Genomic DNA, 20,000 nt, shown 5'->3' with positions numbered 1-20,000 from the left:
CGGTGCCGCTGCGTCCATCCAATCGCGAAATCAAGGTCATCACCCATATGGGCGAGGACAATGCGCTGGGCCCTGACGACTTCAAGGATGTGGGCGAGAAGGTGTTTGCCCGCATGCTGGCCAAGGGCTGGATCGAAAAGACCGCCGTCGAGGGCAAGTACAAGGCCACGATGAAGGGGCTGATCATCCACGAAGGCGAGATCATCTATGCCGGGCGTCTGCGCAGCTAGCGCTTGGTGAATAGCGCCGCCTGACCTCCCCTCACAGGGGAGGGACCAGGGCGGTGGTTGTGGCTCGATCTGGCCCGGGTCCGGGTCTATTCCTCCCTTGTCAGGGAAGGCTGGATGGGGAGACTGTTCTATCATGGCAGAGCTGATCCCCATTACCCGCTCCATTTCCATCGATCCGAGCGAGATCGAGGAGACCTTTGTGCGCTCGGCCGGACGGGGCGGGCAGAACGTCAACAAGGTGTCGAGCGCGGTACAATTACGCTTTGACCTGAAGAATTCGCCATCGCTGCCCGAAGCCATGAAACGCCGCGTGGCGACGCTGGCCGGCAAGCGCCTGACCAAGTCCGGCGTCATCGTGATCTCCGCCAATTCGCACCGCGACCAGCCGATGAACCGGGCCGACGCGCTCGACAAGCTGGTGGCCCTGCTGGTGGCGGGCGCACATGTGCCCAAATTCCGTGTGGCAACGCGGCCGACGCTTGCCTCCAAACGGCGCCGGCTCGAAGGCAAGTCGATCCGCTCCGGCATCAAGCGGCTGCGGAGCAATCCAGCCGATAATCAGTGATGCTTCCCGTCGCGTGCAGCGGGGGCGGAAATGGTTGGGGTAGCACTAGATCGGTTCGGCGGCGACGCCGTCCCGGATAGCCGCTAATGTGCCGTCCTGATCTGGACATAGAGAGCCACCGGAAATGAAGATCGCTATTGTCGGTTCGGGTTATGTTGGTCTGGTGACGGGGGGCTGCCTGGCCGATTTCGGCCATGACGTGACCTGTATCGACAAGGACGAGGACAAGATCGAGGCGCTGGAGCGTGGCGAAATCCCGATCTATGAGCCGGGTCTGGCCGAACTGGTGAAAGCCAATGTGGCAGCGGGCCGATTAGCGTTCACGACGCAACTGGCAGGCGCGGTTGCTGCCGCCCAGGTGGTGTTCATCGCCGTGGGCACGCCGTCCCGCCGCGGCGATGGGCATGCGGATTTGCGCTATGTGCGTGACGCGGCGCGCGAGGTTGCTGAAGCGGTATCCGGCTTCACGGTCGTTGCTACCAAATCGACAGTGCCTGTGGGGACGGGCGACGAGGTGGCCCAGATCATCGCGACCACCAACCCGTCCGCCGATGTGGCGGTGGTGGCTAATCCGGAGTTCTTGCGCGAGGGCGCGGCGATCGACGATTTCAAGCGTCCGGACCGCATCGTGGTTGGCATCGAGGACGAGCGGGCGCGGTCGGTGATCAGCGCGGTGTACCGGCCGCTTTATCTGAACAAGTCGCCGCTGATGTTCACCAATCGGCGGACGGCCGAGCTGATCAAATATGGCGCCAACGCGTTTCTGGCGATGAAGATCACCTTCATCAACGAAATGGCCGATCTGTGTGAGGCCGCTGGTGGCAATGTGCAGGAGGTGGCGCGGGGCATGGGGCTCGATAATCGCATCGGGGGTAAGTTCCTGCATGCCGGACCGGGCTTTGGTGGGTCATGCTTTCCCAAGGACACGCTGGCGCTGATCAAGATCGGGCAGGATCTGGGAAGTCCGATGCGTCTGGTGGAAACCACGGTGTCGATCAACGAGCAGCGCAAGCGGGCGATGTCGCGCAAGGTCGTCGCGGCCTGCGGTGGTGAGGTGCGCGGCAAGACGATTGGCGTGCTGGGGCTGACGTTCAAGCCCAATACCGACGATATGCGCGCGGCCCCGTCGCTCGACATCATCGGGGGCCTGCTCGACCAGGGCGCCCGGATCGTCGCCTACGACCCGTACGGGATGGCGGCGGCACGCGGGCTGATCGACACGGTTGAGTATGTCAGCAATGCCTATGCGGTGGCGGACAATGCCGATGCGCTGGTGCTGGTCACGGAATGGGACGAGTTCCGCTCGCTCGATCTGGCCCGGATCAAGACGGCGATGAAGGCGCCGGTATTGGTGGACTTGCGCAATGTCTATAGTCATGACGAGGTCACCAGGCATGGCTTTGCCTATTTCAGTGTGGGCCGACCGGCCGGCGCGGGCGGCAAATCGGGGCAGAGCGAGGCCGCTGAATAGTCAGCATTGGCAGTGCCTATGCGGTGGGCCGCGGGCGCATGTGAGGGTTATGGTTTGAAGGTCTTTGTTACCGGAACAGCCGGATTTGTCGGCTATCATTTGGCCCGGCGGTTGCTGGACGAGGGCCATCAGGTCACCGGGTTTGATGGCGTCACCGACTATTACGATGTGCGGTTGAAGCGCGCGCGCCTGTCAGCGTTGGCGCGCTATCCCCAGTTCACGCCAATTGAGGGGCGGCTGGAAGATGGCCAATTGCTGACGCATTCACTGCAGGCAGCCGGGGCTGAGATTGTCGTGCATCTCGCCGCGCAGGCCGGCGTACGCTATAGTATCGAGCAGCCGCAGAGCTATGTCAGTGCCAATCTGGTGGGGTCGGCCAATCTGCTGGAGGCGGTGCGGGCGCACCGGCCGGCGCATCTGCTGTTTGCCTCGACCAGTTCGGTCTATGGCGGCAATAGCAAATTGCCGTTTTCGGAGCTTGATCCTGCCGACGCGCCGATCTCGCTCTATGCCGCGACCAAAAAGAGTGGCGAGGTGCTGGCGCATTCCTATTCCCATCTGTTTGATATCCCAACCACCATGCTGCGCTTCTTTACCGTCTATGGCCCCTGGGGCCGCCCGGACATGGCATTGTTCAAATTCGTGGCCGCAATCCTCGAGCAGCGGCCCATCGCGGTCTATGGTCAGGGCGCGATGCGGCGCGATTTCACCTATATCGACGATCTGATCGAGGCCCTGATGCGGCTGCTGCCCCTGCAGCCGGTGCGGGATTCGCCGGTGGCCGGGGACTCGCTGTCGCCGGTGGCGCCGTACCGGATCGTCAATCTGGCGGGCGGGCATCCCGAACTGCTGATGGACTTTATCGGCGCCATCGAGACGGCGCTGGGCCAGCGGGCCAATTGTCAGTATGAGCCATTGCAGCCGGGCGATCCGCGCGAAACATCGGCCGATACTGCGCTGTTGCGCCAGTTGGTCGGTGATGTGCCGCGGACCTCGATTGACGTTGGGGTCGCCAATTTTGTGGCCTGGTATCGACAGTATTATGGCCTTTAGCAGCGCCAGCCTGGCGCCAGGATCAGTTCAATGACCCAGAACAGTCTGAAATTCGGTACCAGCGGCTTGCGTGGCCTTGCGGTGGATTTGCAGGGGCAGGCGGCACGGCAGTATGTCACAGCCTTTCTGGCGCATCTGGCCACGAGCGGGCAGGGCAGTGGCAGCAGGGTCTATCTAGCGCGGGATTTTCGCGCGTCGAGCCAGGCGATTATTGATGATTGTGCGGTGGCCATAGCCCGGTTCGGGCTTGAACCGGTGGACTGTGGCGCCATACCGACGCCTGCGCTGGCGCTGCACGCCATGGCGGCGGGATGCGCGGCGATCATGGTGACGGGTAGCCACATTCCCGCTGACCGCAATGGATTGAAGTTCTATGGCCCGGCTGGCGAGATCAGCAAGGACGATGAAGCGGGGATACTGGCCGCCCTGAGCGCCCGTCCGATCGCCGATCGGGCCATCGAGATGGCCGATGAGGCGGGAATGGCCGTTGAACGCTATGTCGAGCGCTTTGCCACGCTGCTGCCGCCAGGCGCCCTGTCAGGGTTGCGCATTGGGGTGTTTGAGCACTCCAGCGTGGCGCGCGACCTGTTGCTGGATGTGCTGGCGCGCGCGGGTGCCCAAACCATCGGCCTGGGGCGCACGGAAAGCTTTGTGGCGGTCGATACCGAGGCATTCGGTGACGCTGTGCTGGCGCCGTTGAAGGGCTGGATTGAGAGCGAAAATCTTGATCTGCTGGTGTCGGCGGATGGCGATGGCGATCGGCCATTGCTGATGGATGGCAATGGTGAATTTGTGCGTGGTGACGTTCTGGGTCTGCTGACGGCGCGCTATCTCGGGGCGCACAGCGTGGTGACGCCGGTGACGTCCAACTCCGCCATCGAGCGCACGGGCTATTTCGCCCAGGTGATCCGCACCCGGGTTGGCTCCCCCTATGTGGTGGCGGCGATGGCGCAGGCCATTGGCCCGGTGGTCGGTTTTGAGGCCAATGGCGGCACTTTCGTCGGCACCGGGGTCAGCGTCGCCGGCCGGCCGCTGGCGCCGCTGCCGACGCGCGATGCCGTGCTGCCATTGCTGTGTGCGATTGGACTGGCGGCGCAACAGGGCCGGTCCATTGCCGCACTGGTGGCAGATTTGCCGCTGCAGCACGCCATGGCCGACCGCCTGCAGGATGTGCCGGCCGCCAGAAGCAGCGCATTCCTCGACCGTCTGCGGCTGGATCAGGCGTTTGCCATGGCAATTTTTGCGCCGCATGGCATTGCCAGTGTCGCGGACACGGATGGATTGCAGTTTCGCACGCTGGCGGGGGACATGGTGCACTTCCGGGCGTCCGGCAATGCACCCGAGCTGCGCTGCTATGTTGAAGGCAGTTCACCGGAGGTGGCGCAGTCGCTGCTCGACTGGGCGATGGGCATTGCGACCGCGCACTTGCGCTAGAAACGCCTGCAAGGAAACGGGGACCGCTTTTCAGCGATCCCCTGGGCTTTTAGTTGGATGCGTCGATCGTGACCTTGTTGATCAGGATCGTGGGGTCATCCTCGGCGGCCATGAAATCCATCATGCCCAGCCCCGGCGGCTGTTTGGCCGTCATGGTGAAGCTCAGATTGCTGGCCTTGCCGGCGACAAAGGCGCTGACGGCCCCGGCGACCTTTTGACCCTCGGCAGCGCCGGCGAGCACACCGACAATGGTGCCCTCGGCCAAGCCAGCAAAGACCGGCCGCAGCGTCGCCGCGTCGGCACCCTGATCGGCCGCAACCATGGTCATGATCAGATCGGAGAGGCCGTCATCATTGATGTCGAGCTTGAGATCGCCGATGGCCAGGCCCATGGCAGCGACCAGCATGGTGTCCTCATCGCCACTGAACAGCGCTTCGGTGGCGTTGTTGATGGTGGCGGCCAACCTGACGGTGGCCAGGTCGGCACCGGTCACGGAGATTTCCTTGATGGTGATGGCATTGGTTGTTTCGTCCCAACTGGTGTCGATGGTGAAACCGGCATCAATGGAGGAAACCCCAAGCGCCATGAGCATCTGCAACTGCTCGTCTGAGCTGGTGGCGGGCAGTTCCAGCACCACATTGCTGGCGCTGGTGGTCAGCGCCGAGGGAATGCCATTGCGATAGTCGGCCAGGGTAATATCGAAGCTGCCGACACCGGCGACAATGCGGTCACCGGCGCTGTCGGGATCGGGGATGTCGACCGCCAGATCAGCCAGTGAAAAGCCGGCAAAGGCCGGAACCAATGCGCGGGCATTGGCCGTGAACCAGGCGTCGTCTAGAGCCGCAGGCGCCGCATTGATGGCGGCAATCGGGGCGGAAAAGTCGATGGGCTTGAAGTTGAGCTTGCCGATGGTGATCGAGCCATCGCCGTCGACCACAAAGTTCAGGTCGGACACCTCAACAGCGGGATACACGCCCGGGCTCATGCCACCCATGGTCATGCTGGCCATGGTGACATCGACCGGATTGTCGTCGTCATCGGTCCCGCTGCATTCAAAGCCGTCGAAATGGACCGGCGAAGACTCAAAGGCGGTGAACATATCGACATAGGCATGCAGAGCCTGGCCAAGCAGTTCGGGGGAAGGCTCATCGCCCTGGTCCTCAAGTGCCTGACCCAGGGCCATGAGTTCGGCGAAGGAGGTTTTGATCGGGCGGGCTTTGAATTCTGCGGCGGTGGTGGCGCCAAAGGTACAGCTGATGTCAGGGGCGCTGAAGCTGCCGCCGGCAAAGCTCAGATCGGTATAGATTGTCGTCAGTTCGGTTTGGCCAGCACCATCGACCAGGCCGTAGAGCCTGAGCATGCCGCCGATGTCAAAGTCATGCGCCGATATGGCACCGAATTCGCCGCTGGCGTCCTGATTGGTCGCCAAGCTGAAGCCTGACACCGTAATGGTGTCAGCCACGCCATTGGTCACATCGTTCAGCACGATGTCAGCCAATGTCACGGTGCCTTCGGTGGCACTACCCTCGACGGCGCCAGTGGCGGTGATGGTGATCGCCGGGATGGTGATGCTGGTGGCCGTCAGCCCCGCCAGTGCATCGGCGTTGTCGACCAGATTGCCCGAGAAGATGTCGCGCAGCACCGTCTCGTCGACATTGGAGCCAACTGCTTCAATGTTGGGGATCGATACGTTCACCTCAGAGGGGGCGCGCAATGTCGCTTCGGCCACCGGTGCGGTTTTGGTCTTGGTCTTTTGGGCCCAGGCGGGTGCTGCCGGCAGGGCGATGCTGAGCAGGCAGGCTGTGGCAAGGGCGCCCAGACGGCGCTTGGTCGGAGTGCGGATCGGCATGGTGTCATCCCCTGTAGGTAAGACCAATCTGGGACATCGTGCGTATTGCTACAATACCCCTGGGCTCAAATTGCGCGGCGCAGCGGGCACGGGCCCCGGCTAGTAAACGGCGGTCAGGACTTCGATTTCGCGGGCTGAACCGGGACTGACCTGAAACTCCCGGTTGAAGACCTGGTCACCCTGTTTGGCCAAGACCAGATAATCACCCTCGGCCAGAACCGTCGAGGGGAAGGCGCCAAGGTCTGCAAACACCGTTGCGCCATCGGCGGTCTTGACCGTCCATTCGACGTCGGCAATGGCCTCGCCACCCGCTTCGGAGACCAGTTTGAAAGCAATCTGGCTGGCGTGATGAAACAGCGTGGCGTCGGTCAACTGGCCGGGCTCGACGCGCAAATCGGCGCGCACCACGGCATTGACCGTGCCGAAATGGGAAATGATGTGGTAGGTGCCGGCATTGAGGGTGACGATATCGTTGGGCAGCAGGCCCTCGGCGACCATGGTGCGGCCAGTCTCGTCGCCGGTGAAGATATCGAAGGTGAGCATGTTGGGCGGAATGGCAATGTCGCCGGTGACCGCCGAATTCAACCGCAAGGCGCCTGCTTCGAGCACAAAGTCCTGCGCGTTGGGGCCGGGCACCACAGAGATTGGCTCGCTGAGCTGCGCCCGACCATAGGCCACGTGCACGACATATTCGCCGGGCGGCAATTCGACCTGTGCCACGCCTCCGTCGGACTTGGCCATCAAGGCCATCTCCCCGGCGCTGTCGGTGGTGCTCTCAAAGATGCGCCAGACCACGCCATCGGGGATGGGGGTCCCATCGGGGGTAATGCGGGCCGTCAGCGTCACGGGCTGGGGGGCGGAGGTTACGGCTGCGATGGCTGCCGTGGCTGCACTGCCCGTTGCCGGAGATTGTACCGAGGGTGCCAACGGCCGTGGCCGCGGCATGGGCGGCATTTCGGCGCTGTCCGATTGGGCCTGAGCGGGCAGGGCGTGCAGCGGAACTGCAAATCCTGCAAGTGCCAGGGCGAGCAGCAGGGCCGGTATCTGTCGCAAACGCATCGGGTCTCCTGGACTGCACGTGCTGAATCACTGCGGCGGATTATCGAAACAATGAGGAAAAGCTGTGTCACAGAGCCACATGGATGAAAACAGTGCAATGGTATGGACTGGTAACTTTGTCGCACAGGCGCCGGGGTTCTGGCACTCGCGGGGGCAAATGGCTATTGCTTGCGACAAAACAGGAGCCTGCTCATGCCCGCCATCCCCGCCCTGCGCGATTATCTGCTGACCCGCCGTTCAGTCGGCATGGCCTTTTTGCAGGAACCTGGACCCGATCGCGATGAACTCGAGCAGATACTTACGATCGCCACCCGGGTGCCAGACCATGGCAAGATCACGCCGTGGCGGCTGGTGCTGATCGCCGGCGATGATCGGGCCAGGGCCGGTGCTGCGCTGGCCGAGATCGCGGCGCGCAAGACGCCCGGCCTGGATGAGGCCAGTCTGGAGATTGAACGACGGCGGTTCTTGCCAGCGCCGCTGACCATTGGCGTCATCTCCGCGCCTCAGCCGCATCCCAAGGTGCCCGAGTTCGAGCAGTTGCTGTCGGCGGGCAATGTGGCATTCAACCTGGAACATGGTGCGTTCGCCCTGGGGTTTGCTGCCATTTGGGTCACCAATTGGTATGCGTTTGATCCGGACGCTGCGGCTATGCTCGGCGCGCGTGAAGGGGAGCGGTTTGTCGGGTTTATCCATATCGGCACCCCGAGCACGGTGATCGAAGATCGGCCCCGCCCGGCGCTGGCCGACATTGTGAGCAGTTGGAGCGCGCCAACCGCCTGATGCGATGACATGGTTAACGGAAGGTTAACCATGGCGAGTGCTAAGGTGAGGCAGGTCGATTCTTCGAGGGTGAGCCTGCGCCATGGGCGTACAGCCGATTTCAGTGCCACAGAGTCTGGCCTATGTTCTGACCGCCGCTGGCGACCGGAACGGGGTGGATTTTGACTATCTGCTGCAGACGGCAATGCGCGAAAGCAGCCTCAACCCGCAGGCCAAGGCGCAGACCTCGTCGGCGGTGGGGTTGTTCCAGTTTCTCGAAAGCACCTGGCTTCAGGTGCTCAAGGAGGATGGGCCGCGGCTGGGCTATGGCGAGTTTGCGCAGAGCATTGAGCGCAGTGGCGATGGGGACTATGTGGTCCGCGACCCTGATGACAAGGCCAAGATACTGAAGCTGCGCGAAAATCCGCAGATGGCGGCCGACTTGGCGGCCGCTTTCACCAAGAGCAATGGCGATTATCTGCATTCACGGTTTGGGCGCATGCCGAGCGCTGGTGAGCTTTATATCGCGCATTTTCTCGGCGCGCAGGGCGCGGAGCGGATGTTTACCGCCGGGTTGAAAGATCCCGATCAGATTGCGGCCAAGCTGTTTCCCAAACAGGCCTCGGCCAATCAGGGAATTTTTTATGCCAATGGCCAGCCCCGCACGATCCGGGACGTCTATCGGGTACTGGTATCCAAACACGAAGCCGGCGACAGCAATGCCAGTTTTGCAGCGCAGCAGATGGTTGGTGGCGCACCAGTGGCACCAGCAGCGCCTCTGGTGCCGTCGCGGTTCTCCCCGGCCAATATGTCGTTTACCGGACTGTTCAAGAACCAGGCCGAGGCGCCGGCATCCACAGTTACCGATGGGGGCGATGGCGGGGCGTTCTTCACCCAGCTCTATTCGCGCTGAGCACTGCCTGTTGGGCCGATGGCGTTAACCTGGTGGTAGCCATTGCAGCAGGCGCTGGCCACAAAAGCGGATGCAAATAAAGTGCGGCTGCCGTTGTTCAGTGTCGATTAACGAAAGCAACGCGTAATGGTGTCGACCAAGCGAAATCTGCCTTTTGCCGAGGAGAGCGCAATGCCAACGACAGCGATACGCACCGCAACGACACATGCGCCGCGTGGCCGGACCATTGCCGGTCTGACCCTGGTCAGCTGGGGTATTGTGGTTGCTATGTGGGTGGGCTTGTCGCAGGTCTTCAGCCTGGTGGCCGCCGCGATCTAGCGGCCAGGCGATCCAGCCCCTTATGGTGAACCGTTCCTTAAACCTTCGCACCTAGATTGTTGCCTGCCGGCGTGCGGAGGGCAGAATGGTTGCGTATCATGAATTTGTGTCACTTTCTCAATCGCTTGATAGCGAAGAACGTGGCAGCGCTGCGCATCTGTCGGCGCTGGCCTATCTCAATCACACCGGTCCTGCCGACGAGCACGCGGCGCTTTACGCAGCGCTGATCGGGTTTCTGGATGACCCGTCGGTCAAGGTCCGGGCGGCGCTGGCCTATGGCCTGTTGCACTCGAGCGAAGCGCCACGCCCCATCATGCTTGCCCTGCTGCACGACAGTGCAGTGATTGCCCGCGCCGTGCTGCAATATTCGCCCGTGCTGATCGATGCCGATCTGATCGGGCTGGTCAAAACACTGGATGTGGCCATGCTGGTATCGATCAGCCAGCGGCAGCGGATCAGTGCGCGGCTGGCCACGGCGCTGATTGCGCGCGGCGATCTGCAGCTGACGCAACGCCTGTTGCGGCGGCAGGATATCGAACTGCCGAGCGCGCTGCTGACCGGGTTGGCCCAGTCGCACGGTGAGAATCCGGCCATGCGCGGCGCCCTGTTGGCGCGACGCGATCTGACAGCAGCCACGCGACTACTGCTGGTGCAAAAGGTCAGCGATGCCCTGCGCCAGACGCGGATCGTCAAGGGTGCTCTGGCCAGCGATCGGCTGGGGCGGGTGCTGCGCGACAGCTGCGACACCGCACTGTCGGCGATTGGCGAGCGCGAAGCGGGCAAAGCTCAACCCGACTATGTCGCGGCGCTGATCCTGGGGGATCGCCTCAATACCCGGGTGCTGCTGCATGCAGTGGTCACAGGGCATGTAATGTTCTTTGCTGATTGTCTGGCCGAGCTGGCACAGACGCCGCGGGCGAAAGTGTTTGCGCTGCTGGAAAGCGGCAGTCGCCCGGCGCTCAATGCCCTATTGGCGCGGTGTGGGCTGGGCGAGGGGGTGCGCAATCTGTTCGCGCGCCTGGTGATGTATGCGCGCGCCAGTGATCTGGCCGACGACGCCGGCGCGCGGCACTATGTGGTGACGGCGCTCACCGAAGAACTGATCGCCGAGCATGCCGGCTGCATCCCCGAGGAACTAGAAGAGGCGTTTGCCTATCTCAGCGAACAGAACATCGTGCTGGCGCGCAAGGCCGCGCGCGGGGTGATGGCGGCGTTTGCCGATGAAACCAGATCGGCCATGGCCGTGTCGCTGGATGGACCGGCGCCCCGCCTGGCCCTGCCCGCCGCCTAGAAGCGGAACTGCTCGGTGAGGACGCGTTCTTCCAGACTGGTGCCGGGATCAAACAGCAGCGTCACCCCATGCGTTCGATCCTCGAACACGGTGACCTCCAGCACATTCTGAAATTCGACATTGTCGGCGACCGCACTCACCGGGCGCTTGTCGGCTTCGCGGGTAATGAACTTGACCACCGCGCGATTGGACAGGATCGCTCCGCGCCAGCGGCGCGGGCGGAACGGTGAAATCGGGGTGAGCGCCAGCAGCGGTGCCTCGATCGGCAGGATGGGCCCATGCGCCGACAGGTTGTAGGCAGTTGAGCCGGCTGGCGTGGACAGGAGTGCACCGTCACAGATCAACTCTTCCAGCCGCGTTTCGCCATCGACGATGATCTGCAGCTTGGCCGCCTGATAGCTGGAGCGGAACAGTGATACCTCATTGAGCGCCAAGGCGGTCTGGGTCTTGCCGGTGGTGTCGAGCACCTGCATGGAGAGCGGGTAGATGCGTGTCCGCTGAACCGCCGCGAGGCGTTCGTGCAGCCCGTCTTCGGAGAAGTTATTCATCATGAAGCCGACCGAGCCGAAATTCATGCCGTAGACCGGCACGCCCAGGCCCAGCACGCGATGCAGGGTCTGCAGCATCAACCCGTCGCCGCCCAGCGCCACGGCTACATCGGCAGTCTCAACAGGATAGTCGCCATAGCGGGCCCTGAGCCGGGCCGCGGCAGCGTCTGCCTCGGGCGTGCCATTTGTAACAAAGCAAATGCGATCAGCGAGTTGGCTGGACACGAGCGTCTCCGGAAAAGGTAGCGCCTGCCTAGCATGGGTGCGGGGCAGGAGCCAGCCTGACCGCATACGCACCCGGCCACCATGGTCTGAGCGGTCGGGCAGGGAGTGTTGGTAGGGGCGCACTGTACGCCCGCCGCAATATTGCTGCGACGGGCCTGGTTTGTGGTGACTGTGCTAGCGCGGTTCGGCCAGGAGGCCCTTCACCAGGGCAACACAGCCCAGCAGCAGGATAATGGCGAAGGGCAGTCCGGTTGAGACCGCCATGGCCTGCAGTGCAGCCAGACCCCCGCCGAGCAGCAGTGCAATGGCGACCAGACCTTCAAAGCTTGCCCAGAAGATGCGCTGGCCCACGGGGGCATCAATCTTGCCCCCGGCGGTGATGGTATCAATCACCAGGGAACCGGAGTCCGAGGAGGTCACAAAGAAGACCACGACCAGCACGATACCAACGAATGAGGAGATCTGCGTGAGCGGAAGGGCGGCCAGCATTGTAAACAGCTGCAGTTCAAGGCTGGCCTCGGCCACGGCCTGATAGCCGTCATTGACGATCTGGCTGATTGCGGTGCCGCCAAACGTGGTCATCCACAACACACTGGCCAGAGCGGGGACCAGCATGACGCAGATCAGGAACTCACGAACGGTGCGGCCGCGGCTGACCCGGGCAATGAACATGCCGACAAAGGGCGACCAGGAAATCCACCAGGCCCAATAGAACGACGTCCAGCCATGCCGGAAATTGTCATCGGTGCGGCCAAAGGGATTGGAGAGTGCCGTCAAATTGCTGGCATAAGCCCACAGATTGGCAAAGAAGCCGCTCAATATCTGAACTGTTGGCCCGACCAGAATCACGAAGAGCAGCAACGCGCCGGCCAGCATCATATTGATCTCGGAGAGCCGCTTCACCCCGGCGTCCAGACCGGCCGCTACCGATAGCAGCGCCACCCCGGTGATGGCGGCGATCAGCAGCACCATGGTTATGTTATTGGTGGGCCAGCCGAACAGGAATGAGAGCCCCGCATTGGCCTGACCGGCGCCGATGCCCAGCGACGTGGCCAGGCCAAAAAGCGTGGCGAACACGGCCAGGATGTCGATGATGTGTCCAGGCCAGCCCCACACGCGCTCTCCCAATAGCGGATAGAAAATGGACCGCATGGTCAGCGGCAGGCCCTTATTGTAGGCAAAGATCGCCAGCGCCAGACCGACGATGGCATAGATTGCCCAGGGATGCAGACCCCAATGGAAGATGGTTGCGGCCATGGCCAAACGGCGCGCCGTGTCGGCGTCGCCCACAGCGCCGCCAAGCGGCGCCCAGTCGGTGCGGGCACCACCGTCCGAGAGCACGCCGCCCATCGAGGCGGTGAAATGGGAAACCGGTTCAGAAACACCGTAAAACACCAGCCCGATGCCCATGCCCGCAGCAAACAGCATGGCCAGCCAGCCGGTATAGGAATAGTCCGGAGTAGCGTCGCGACCCCCAATGCGGATCTTTCCCAGGGGACTGACAATCAACCCCAGGCAGACCAGCACGAAGATGTTGCCCGCCAGCAGGAAGAACCAGTCAAACCTGCTGGTCAGGAAATCGCGCAGCGCCACAAAGGCATCGGTGGCGACGGGGCCGATGATCAAGGTCAGAACCACGAACCCGACGATCGTCAAACCCGAAATCAGGAAGACGGGATTGTGGATATCGACTTTGAACCACCCCTTGCGCCGGATGAAATTGTCCTGCCCAGCCTGATAGTCGGTGTCGATGATCTCGGTCGGCCCTTCCGGGGGGCGGGTCTCTGATGGATCGTTATTGTCGCTGCTCATTGGATCTCCAGTCGTTTGACGATGGGAACACCAGGCGCCGAACAATTGCCCAGACCGCCATTATGATCTCGAGCTTGTCGTAACACAATTGATCTCAACGCACCCAACTGAGACTGCGCTGCAGCCTTTGGGCGTGCTGTTATCTGGCCAGGGTACGCGGCAACGGCGCAGTTGGCGCCAGATCCCGCCGCCTTCCTGCGCGAAATAACGGCAATGCCGAGGATCGTTGCGACCCGGACCCGCGCCGGATTCGCTGTCTCAACCCTGCCGGTTTACGGCTGTCCGTCGTAGCGGATGGCAGCGCCGTTGGCGTCGAACAGGCGGATCTGGGGCCGATCGAACACCAGGCCGATGGCGTCCCCGATTCTGATGCCAACAGTGCCGTTCAGTCGGGTGACCAAAAGGCCCCAGCCGGGGACGTTGGTGTAGATAATGGTGTCCGAGCCCAACCGTTCGACAACCTCCACCTCGCCATGGCAATCGGCGGGCCCATCGGTAGCGATATGCATATGTTCAGGCCGTATCCCGAGGCTGACCTGTTGATTTGCGATGGTATAGGCGGGCAGGGGGAGCAAGGCGCCGCTCGGCAGGATGATGCCGCCATTGGCAAAGCCACAGTCAAAGATATTCATCGTCGGCGAACCAATGAAATTGGCGACGAAAAGGTTTGCCGGATGTTCATAGAGCTCGATCGGGGTACCAACCTGTTCGACATTTCCCAGGTTCATCACCACAATTCGGTCAGCCAGCGTCATGGCTTCCACCTGATCGTGGGTGACATAGACCATGGTGGCGCCGAGTTCGCGATGCAGGCGCGCAATTTCCAACCGCATGCCCACACGCAGGGAGGCGTCCAGGTTGGAGAGCGGTTCATCGAACAGGAATGCCTTGGGGTTGCGCACGATGGCGCGGCCCATGGCGACGCGCTGGCGTTGCCCGCCGGAGAGCGCCTTCGGCAGACGTTCCAGATAGGGTGTCAGACCCAGCTTGGCGGCTGCCTTGGCGACACGTTCGGCTTTGAGGGCTTTCTTTTCTCTGCGAATTTCCATGCTGAAGCCCATGTTCCGCTCGACGTTCATGTGCGGATAGAGCGCATAGGACTGGAAGACCATGGCGATGTCCCGGTCGCGGGGCGGCTTGGTGTTGACGCGTTCGGCGTCGATGAGCAGTTCGCCGGCAGAAATGTCTTCCAGCCCGGCGATCATGCGGAGCAGGGTGGATTTGCCGCAGCCCGATGGTCCCACCAACACCACAAATTCGCCGTCGCGAATATCGAGGTCGAGGTTGGCGATGACTTCCACAGGCCCGTAGCTTTTAGCGATGTTGTTTAGAGTGATCGTGGCCATTTTGTACTCTTTGCAGATCAGCCTTTGACGGCACCGGCGGTGAGGCCTTGCACCAGGAAACGCTGGATAAAAATGAAGAACAGGCAGCTTGGAATGAGCGCCAGGACACTGGCTGCCATCATCTGCCCCCAATCAACCGAGAATTTGGAAATGAAGTTCAGCAGCCCCACCGGGAAGGTCATGGCCTCGTTCCTGCTGATCAGCATCAGGGCGAACAACAGTTCTGACCAGGCGGCGGTGAAAACGAAGCCAAGCGTTGCCGCCAGACCGGGCAGGGTCAGCGGGAAGATGATCTTGCGCAATGCCTCAAAGCGCGTGCAGCCGTCCATCATGCCGGCCTCTTCGAGGTCCTTGGGAATACCGTCGAAGAATGACTGCATCAGGAAGGTGGCAAACGGGATATTGAAGGCGGTGTAGACCGCGATCAGGCTGAAAAGTGAGTTGAGCAGGCCAAGTTTGCTGACGACCGAGTAGATCGGCGCGATCAGGATCAGCAGCGGGAACATCTGGGTCAGCAGCATGGTAAAGACGATGATGTTCTTGCCGCGAAACTGGAAGCGGGACAGGGCATATCCGGAGGCCGCCGCGATCAGGGTTACGATGGCCGAGGTCCCCAGCGACACGATCATGGAATTGGCGAAGTAGGCCATGAAGTTGGTCTTGAGGATAACGCTCTCGAAATTCTCGAACGTGGCGCGACTTGGCCAGAACGATACCCCTTCGGTGTAGAGCAACTCACCAGGGGTGACGGCGATCTTGATCAGCCAGAATATCGGAAAAAGCGCGAAGGCCAGATAGGCCATCAGCGCCAGATAGTGAGCGGTGGAGCCGACGCGAGCGGCGAGGGTGACACGCATCAGCGGCTCCTAGATTTTGACAAGGGTCTGGCGCATCCGCAACAGAACGGCGGCGTACAACAAAAGCAGAAGCAACAGCACCACCGAGACGGCCGAGGCATAGCCGAAGTCGAGTTTGCGGAAGGCGGTGGTGAAGATGTAGTTCGGCAGGATTTGCGTGGAATTGGCCGGCCCGCCACCGGTCATGATGAACACCAGGTCAGCAAAATTGGCGACCCAGATGGTGCGCAGCAATACCGTAATGGCGATCATTGGCGCCAGATAGGGCAGGGTAATCTTGGTGAAGCTCTGCCAGAGCGAGGCGCCATCCATGGCGCCAGCCTCATAAAGTTCATCAGGAATGGACTGCAGCGCCGCCAGCAGTGTCACGGCAAAGAACGGCACGCCAAACCAGACATTGGCGATGACGGGCCCCCATATGGCATTTTGTGGATCGGCCAGCAGGTTGTCTGGTTGCTCGAACAGGCCAAGCGCCACCATCCAATGGGAGATCGGGCCGATAATCGGATTGAACAGCCATGCCCAGGTGAGCCCGGTCAGAAAGCCGGGCACCGCCCAGGGCAAGAGCACGAGGGCCTGAACGATGCGTCGTCCGAAGAAAGGACGGTTGAGCAACAGTGCCAGTCCAAGTCCGAGGAAAAACTGCAGCGACACTGAGCTTACAGTCCAGAACAGGGTATTGCGGGCCGCGCCCCAGAACCGCCGGTCGCTCATCAGCGATTCGAAATTGGTGAGACCGATCCATGACGGCGCTGTTGAACTGATCAGGGTATAGTCCTGAAAGGCGAACGAAATGCCGATGACCAGCGGCACGAACATGACCAGCGCAATCAGGACAATTGCGGGTGAGAGATAGATATAGGGCTCAAGCAGCGCCCCGATCCGGCGCTGAAAGCGCCCCGGGATTGCTCCCGGGGCGTGATGGGCAGTGATGCTCACTGATTGGCCTTCCACTTGGCGTACTCGGCCGTCAGGATATCGGCCCATTCATCGGCCAGTTCCTGCGCCGTACGCTGCCCGAGCAGGGCTTCTTGCGATGTCTCGGGCACCGTTACGCTGGCAAATTCAGAGAATCCAGCCAGGTAGGTCGGCATGATGGTGGGGACGTAGTTCGCGTTGTTGAGTTCTTCAAACCAGCCCTTGAACTGCTCAGTGGCATAGAAGGGGTCCTCGTCGGCGCCGGTGTGGATCGGCAGCACGCCGACCCGCTTGGCAAAGACGGCATTGCTTTCTGGGCTCGACAACGACGCGATCAGCGCGAAGGCCTCGTCCTTGTGCTCGGATGCCTCAAACATCGACCAACCGCTGTAGCCGATAGTGGGGAAAGCCTTGCCGGAGGGCCCGGTTGGCATCGGTGCAACGGCAAAATCGTCGGGTGACATACGCTCGGAAACGGCGATCAGCGCGTCTGGGTCCTGATCAAGGAAGGCGCAGGTGCCCGAGTAGAAGCCAGCGACGATTTCGTTGAAGCCCCAGGTGACCGAATCCTTGGGGGCATAGCCCTTCTGGTAGAGATCGAGCAGGAACTGGATGCCCTTGACCGAGCCGGGCTCGTTGATGCGGCTCTTGCCGTCGGCAGTAAAGAACTCGTTGGTGCCGTTTTCGACGGCAGCCATCATGATCCAGCCATTGGTGCCGCCGACACCGCCACGGAGGCAATAGCCATACTTGCCGGGCAGGGCGGAGACCTTCTTCGAGGCTTCCATGAATTCATCCATGGTCGCAGGTGGCGCCTCGACCCCGGCTTCGGCCAGCAATTTCTTGTTGTAGAACATGGCGCGCAGATAGAACCCGTAGGGGATCATGTAGGTCTTGCCATCGACCAGCGTCGCCATGTCGAGGGTCTTCTGGGTCAGCGTCTGGGATGCATCCCATTCTGGCAGGTAGGACGCCAGATCAACCAGCTGGCCAGACCCGCCATACTGGGCGACCCAGGTGTCCGGCATTTCGATGACGTCAGGAATGTCGCCACCCGCGACCATGGTGGCGACCTTTTCGAAGGCCTGGCCCCAGGGCAATGAGGTAACCTCGACAGTGACGCCTGGATTGGCGGCTTCGAAGGTGGCGATCATCTGCTGCAGCGTTTCGGTGCGCTCCGGGCTGGTGATCACTTCCACCAGTTTCAGCGTTGTGTCGGCCATGGCTGCGTTTGCGCTGAGCATGACGCTCAGGGCAACAACGCCGACGGATGCCATCAATTTTCTCATAGTGCGTTCCTTCCCTTTCAGTTTCCCCATCTCCCCTCAGAGATGGCTCTTGCTCAGGGCCTGCGAGATATCGGCCCAAAGATCTTCAACATTCTCCAGGCCAACACTCAGCCGCATCAGGTTTTCCGACACGCCGAACTCGTCGAGCGAGTTGCGCGCCGATTTCTGCTGCAGGCCCGCCTTGGTGGGGAATAATATGGTTTCAAACCCGCCCCAGCTGACACCCAGCCGGACGATTTCGAAGGCATTGCAGAAGCGGCGAACGTCACCCTTGTCGTTCATTTCGAATGACAACAGTCCCGAACTGCCGTGCAGGGTGGGCGTCGAGCCGGCCCTGGCAAAGTTGACCTTGCCGATCAGCGGGTGATTGGCCAGACGGTCGGCAATAAGCGCAGCCGACCTGCCGTGCCGTTCCATGCGCAAATCGAGCGTGCGGAGGCCGCGAACCAGCAGCCACGCGTCGAGCGGCCCCAGCTTGGCGCCGAACAGCGGCACGATGGTATCGAACACTGTCTGCATGGCGGCGTTAGAGCCAGAGAGGACACCGGCGACAGTGTCGGAATGGCCGGAGATGTACTTGGAGGCCGAGTGCACCACCAGATCGACGCCATGCGCCAAAGGCAGTTGGTTGACCGGGGTGGCCCAGGAGTTGTCGATCATCGTCGTGGCGCCGTGCGCTCTGGCGTGGGCAACGACCTTGGTTATATCGACGACGTCGAAGGTGACGCTCACCGGGCTTTCGAGAACGACGAGCTTGACCCCCTGATAGATGGCGGGATTGTTCTCCAGCTCGGCGGCCGAATGATAGGTGGTGGTGACGCCAAACGTGGTCATCACCCGCTCAAGGAACCGGTAGGTATCGGGGTAGATATTGCGCACGCAGATGATGCGGTCGCCCTGCTTGACCACTGACAGGATGGCGCCGGCGACGGCGGCAATGCCTGAGGCAAAGCCGGCAGAGCGATCGGCACCCTCGGCCTTGGCGAACAGGCGCTCGAACTCGCGGACCGTCGGGTTGTCAATGCGGCTGTAGAACGGGTGGTCGATCTCCTCGCGGAAGCGCGACACCAGTTCGTCATAGGATTTGAAGGTAAACAGCGAGGTTTGATAGATGGGCGGGACGGGCGACCCCATCTCGTTGGGGTAGCATTCGGCCATCGCCGTCGCGAGCGAAATGGGCAGGTCCGTGGCGGAGTGACCAGCTGTAGTCATTTAATGGTTTGCCTTACGTCTTCTTCAACAAGATCGATGATGGCCTCGATGGTGCGGACCGCGCCGTCCGGATCACCGGCCACAATTTTTTCACATAGTTCGCCATGCAGCGCGAAAGAGGCCATGCCGATGTCGTCCTGCCCGAACGGCACCCGGTAGATGCGGTGGAAGGCGCCGTGCAGTTCACGAATGAGCTGGCCGAAGAGGGGGTTGCACGAGGCCTCATAAATGGCGAGATGGAAGGCGGCATCAGCATCGCGCCACGGCTGGCCCGTATCGAGCGTGTGCATCAATTCATCATATCTGGCGCGGATCTGGCTACGCTGCGCATCGGTCGCGTGCAGGGCCGCCTGACGCACCACCGCCACCTCCAGCGCCCGGCGCACCTGGGTGGTGCGCAACAATGCAACGCCCTCAAGCTGCAGATTGAACGGGACGTTGAAGGTGTGCGAATTCACCTCGGCGACCAGATAGGTTCCCGCGCCCTTGCGGCGGCGTACAATGCCAAGACTTTCCCAGCCCCTGAGCGCTTCTCGAATGGTGGAGCGACTGACGCCAAGACGCTCGGCCAGGGTGGTTTCGGAGGGGATAAGGTCGCCAACGACGAGCCCTGCCTGTTCAATCATGGAGGCGAGCGCATCAAGAACCGCGGTGTTGCGAGTCTGGTTGATGATGGGCCTGAGGAAGGACGCAGCATCAACCGCACTGCCCTTGGAACCCTGGTTGTGGCCTGATTTCTTGCCCGAAAGATCTGCCAAATCAACTCGCCCCTTCGGCCCCGATTGGACCTGTAGGTTATCAGATGTCCGACAGGTTGCAAGTGGAGGAACATCCGTTGATATTGTAGAGTG

19 protein-coding genes are annotated in these 20,000 nt (G+C 61.7%); 9 read left to right on the top strand and 10 right to left on the bottom strand.

What is annotated here, in order from left to right; translation table 11 throughout:
- The first annotated feature begins 2 nt into the window (after nucleotides 1-2).
- The 5 genes from ABFY71_RS05325 (at nucleotide 3) to ABFY71_RS05305 (ending at nucleotide 4,753) form a co-directional block, all read left to right on the top strand.
- Entirely contained in the window at nucleotides 3-230 is a 228-nt protein-coding gene (locus ABFY71_RS05325; RefSeq protein WP_347945013.1) for a hypothetical protein, read from the top strand.
- Nucleotides 231-363: 133 nt separating this feature from the next.
- A complete protein-coding gene (gene arfB / locus ABFY71_RS05320) occupies nucleotides 364-795 on the top strand; it encodes an alternative ribosome rescue aminoacyl-tRNA hydrolase ArfB (protein ID WP_347945012.1) in 432 nt (143 codons plus the stop codon).
- Between the two features lie 124 nt (nucleotides 796-919).
- Nucleotides 920-2,266, top strand: a complete 1,347-nt coding sequence (locus ABFY71_RS05315; RefSeq protein ID WP_347945011.1) for a UDP-glucose dehydrogenase family protein — start codon at nucleotides 920-922, stop codon at nucleotides 2,264-2,266.
- Nucleotides 2,267-2,320: 54 nt separating this feature from the next.
- The gene (locus ABFY71_RS05310) at nucleotides 2,321-3,319 is read left to right on the top strand and encodes an NAD-dependent epimerase/dehydratase family protein (protein ID WP_347945010.1); all 999 of its coding nucleotides are present in this window, start codon (nucleotides 2,321-2,323) and stop codon (nucleotides 3,317-3,319) included.
- Between the two features lie 30 nt (nucleotides 3,320-3,349).
- Nucleotides 3,350-4,753: a phosphohexomutase domain-containing protein gene (locus tag ABFY71_RS05305; protein WP_347945009.1), complete on the top strand. Its 1,404-nt coding sequence runs from the start codon at nucleotides 3,350-3,352 to the stop codon at nucleotides 4,751-4,753.
- Between the two features lie 49 nt (nucleotides 4,754-4,802).
- Here the strand turns inward: ABFY71_RS05305 and ABFY71_RS05300 are convergent, their stop codons facing one another.
- Both ABFY71_RS05300 and ABFY71_RS05295 read right to left on the bottom strand, forming a co-directional pair.
- The gene (locus ABFY71_RS05300; RefSeq protein ID WP_347945008.1) at nucleotides 4,803-6,602 is read right to left on the bottom strand and encodes a hypothetical protein; all 1,800 of its coding nucleotides are present in this window, start codon (nucleotides 6,600-6,602) and stop codon (nucleotides 4,803-4,805) included.
- 99 nt (nucleotides 6,603-6,701) lie between these two features.
- Nucleotides 6,702-7,661: a hypothetical protein gene (locus ABFY71_RS05295; protein ID WP_347945007.1), complete on the bottom strand. Its 960-nt coding sequence runs from the start codon at nucleotides 7,659-7,661 to the stop codon at nucleotides 6,702-6,704.
- 192 nt (nucleotides 7,662-7,853) lie between these two features.
- On the opposite strand from ABFY71_RS05295, the gene ABFY71_RS05290 reads away from it, so the two are divergent.
- The 4 genes from ABFY71_RS05290 (at nucleotide 7,854) to ABFY71_RS05275 (ending at nucleotide 10,942) form a co-directional block, all read left to right on the top strand.
- The gene (locus tag ABFY71_RS05290; RefSeq protein ID WP_347945006.1) at nucleotides 7,854-8,441 is read left to right on the top strand and encodes a nitroreductase family protein; all 588 of its coding nucleotides are present in this window, start codon (nucleotides 7,854-7,856) and stop codon (nucleotides 8,439-8,441) included.
- Nucleotides 8,442-8,523: 82 nt separating this feature from the next.
- Complete coding sequence (locus tag ABFY71_RS05285) at nucleotides 8,524-9,333, top strand: transglycosylase SLT domain-containing protein (RefSeq protein ID WP_347945005.1); 810 nt, start codon at nucleotides 8,524-8,526, stop codon at nucleotides 9,331-9,333.
- A gap of 171 nt (nucleotides 9,334-9,504) precedes the next feature.
- Nucleotides 9,505-9,651, top strand: coding sequence for a hypothetical protein (locus tag ABFY71_RS05280; RefSeq protein ID WP_347945004.1), 147 nt, complete (start codon nucleotides 9,505-9,507; stop codon nucleotides 9,649-9,651).
- A gap of 85 nt (nucleotides 9,652-9,736) precedes the next feature.
- Nucleotides 9,737-10,942 carry a DUF2336 domain-containing protein gene (locus ABFY71_RS05275; RefSeq protein ID WP_347945003.1) on the top strand — a complete coding sequence of 402 codons (1,206 nt, stop codon included), beginning with the start codon at nucleotides 9,737-9,739 and terminating at the stop codon, nucleotides 10,940-10,942.
- On the opposite strand, the gene ABFY71_RS05270 is transcribed toward ABFY71_RS05275, so the two are convergent.
- From ABFY71_RS05270 to ABFY71_RS05235, 8 genes are all read right to left on the bottom strand, one after another.
- A complete protein-coding gene (locus ABFY71_RS05270) occupies nucleotides 10,939-11,715 on the bottom strand; it encodes an NAD kinase (RefSeq protein WP_347945002.1) in 777 nt (258 codons plus the stop codon). The genes ABFY71_RS05275 and ABFY71_RS05270 overlap by 4 nt on opposite strands.
- A 174-nt stretch (nucleotides 11,716-11,889) precedes the next feature.
- On the bottom strand, nucleotides 11,890-13,527 hold the full coding sequence (locus ABFY71_RS05265) for a BCCT family transporter (RefSeq protein WP_347945001.1): 1,638 nt from the start codon (nucleotides 13,525-13,527) through the stop codon (nucleotides 11,890-11,892).
- A gap of 272 nt (nucleotides 13,528-13,799) precedes the next feature.
- Entirely contained in the window at nucleotides 13,800-14,873 is a 1,074-nt protein-coding gene (locus tag ABFY71_RS05260; RefSeq protein ID WP_347945000.1) for an ABC transporter ATP-binding protein, read from the bottom strand.
- Nucleotides 14,874-14,890: 17 nt separating this feature from the next.
- On the bottom strand, nucleotides 14,891-15,730 hold the full coding sequence (locus tag ABFY71_RS05255) for a carbohydrate ABC transporter permease (protein ID WP_347944999.1): 840 nt from the start codon (nucleotides 15,728-15,730) through the stop codon (nucleotides 14,891-14,893).
- A gap of 9 nt (nucleotides 15,731-15,739) precedes the next feature.
- A complete protein-coding gene (locus ABFY71_RS05250; protein ID WP_431021509.1) occupies nucleotides 15,740-16,669 on the bottom strand; it encodes a carbohydrate ABC transporter permease in 930 nt (309 codons plus the stop codon).
- Nucleotides 16,666-17,937, bottom strand: coding sequence for an ABC transporter substrate-binding protein (locus ABFY71_RS05245; RefSeq protein ID WP_347944998.1), 1,272 nt, complete (start codon nucleotides 17,935-17,937; stop codon nucleotides 16,666-16,668). The genes ABFY71_RS05250 and ABFY71_RS05245 overlap by 4 nt, the downstream gene beginning before the upstream one ends.
- A 36-nt stretch (nucleotides 17,938-17,973) precedes the next feature.
- Complete coding sequence (locus tag ABFY71_RS05240) at nucleotides 17,974-19,149, bottom strand: PLP-dependent transferase (RefSeq protein WP_347944997.1); 1,176 nt, start codon at nucleotides 19,147-19,149, stop codon at nucleotides 17,974-17,976.
- Nucleotides 19,146-19,907, bottom strand: a complete 762-nt coding sequence (locus tag ABFY71_RS05235) for a FadR/GntR family transcriptional regulator (RefSeq protein ID WP_347944996.1) — start codon at nucleotides 19,905-19,907, stop codon at nucleotides 19,146-19,148. The genes ABFY71_RS05240 and ABFY71_RS05235 overlap by 4 nt, the downstream gene beginning before the upstream one ends.
- Nucleotides 19,908-20,000: the final 93 nt, after the last annotated feature.

The organism is Devosia alba, from assembly GCF_039938915.1.
In the GTDB taxonomy this organism is placed as follows: Bacteria; Pseudomonadota; Alphaproteobacteria; order Rhizobiales; family Devosiaceae; genus Devosia; species Devosia alba.
The sequence above is the reverse complement of the archived record's forward strand: the minus strand, read 5'-3'. Positions and strand labels throughout refer to the sequence as shown.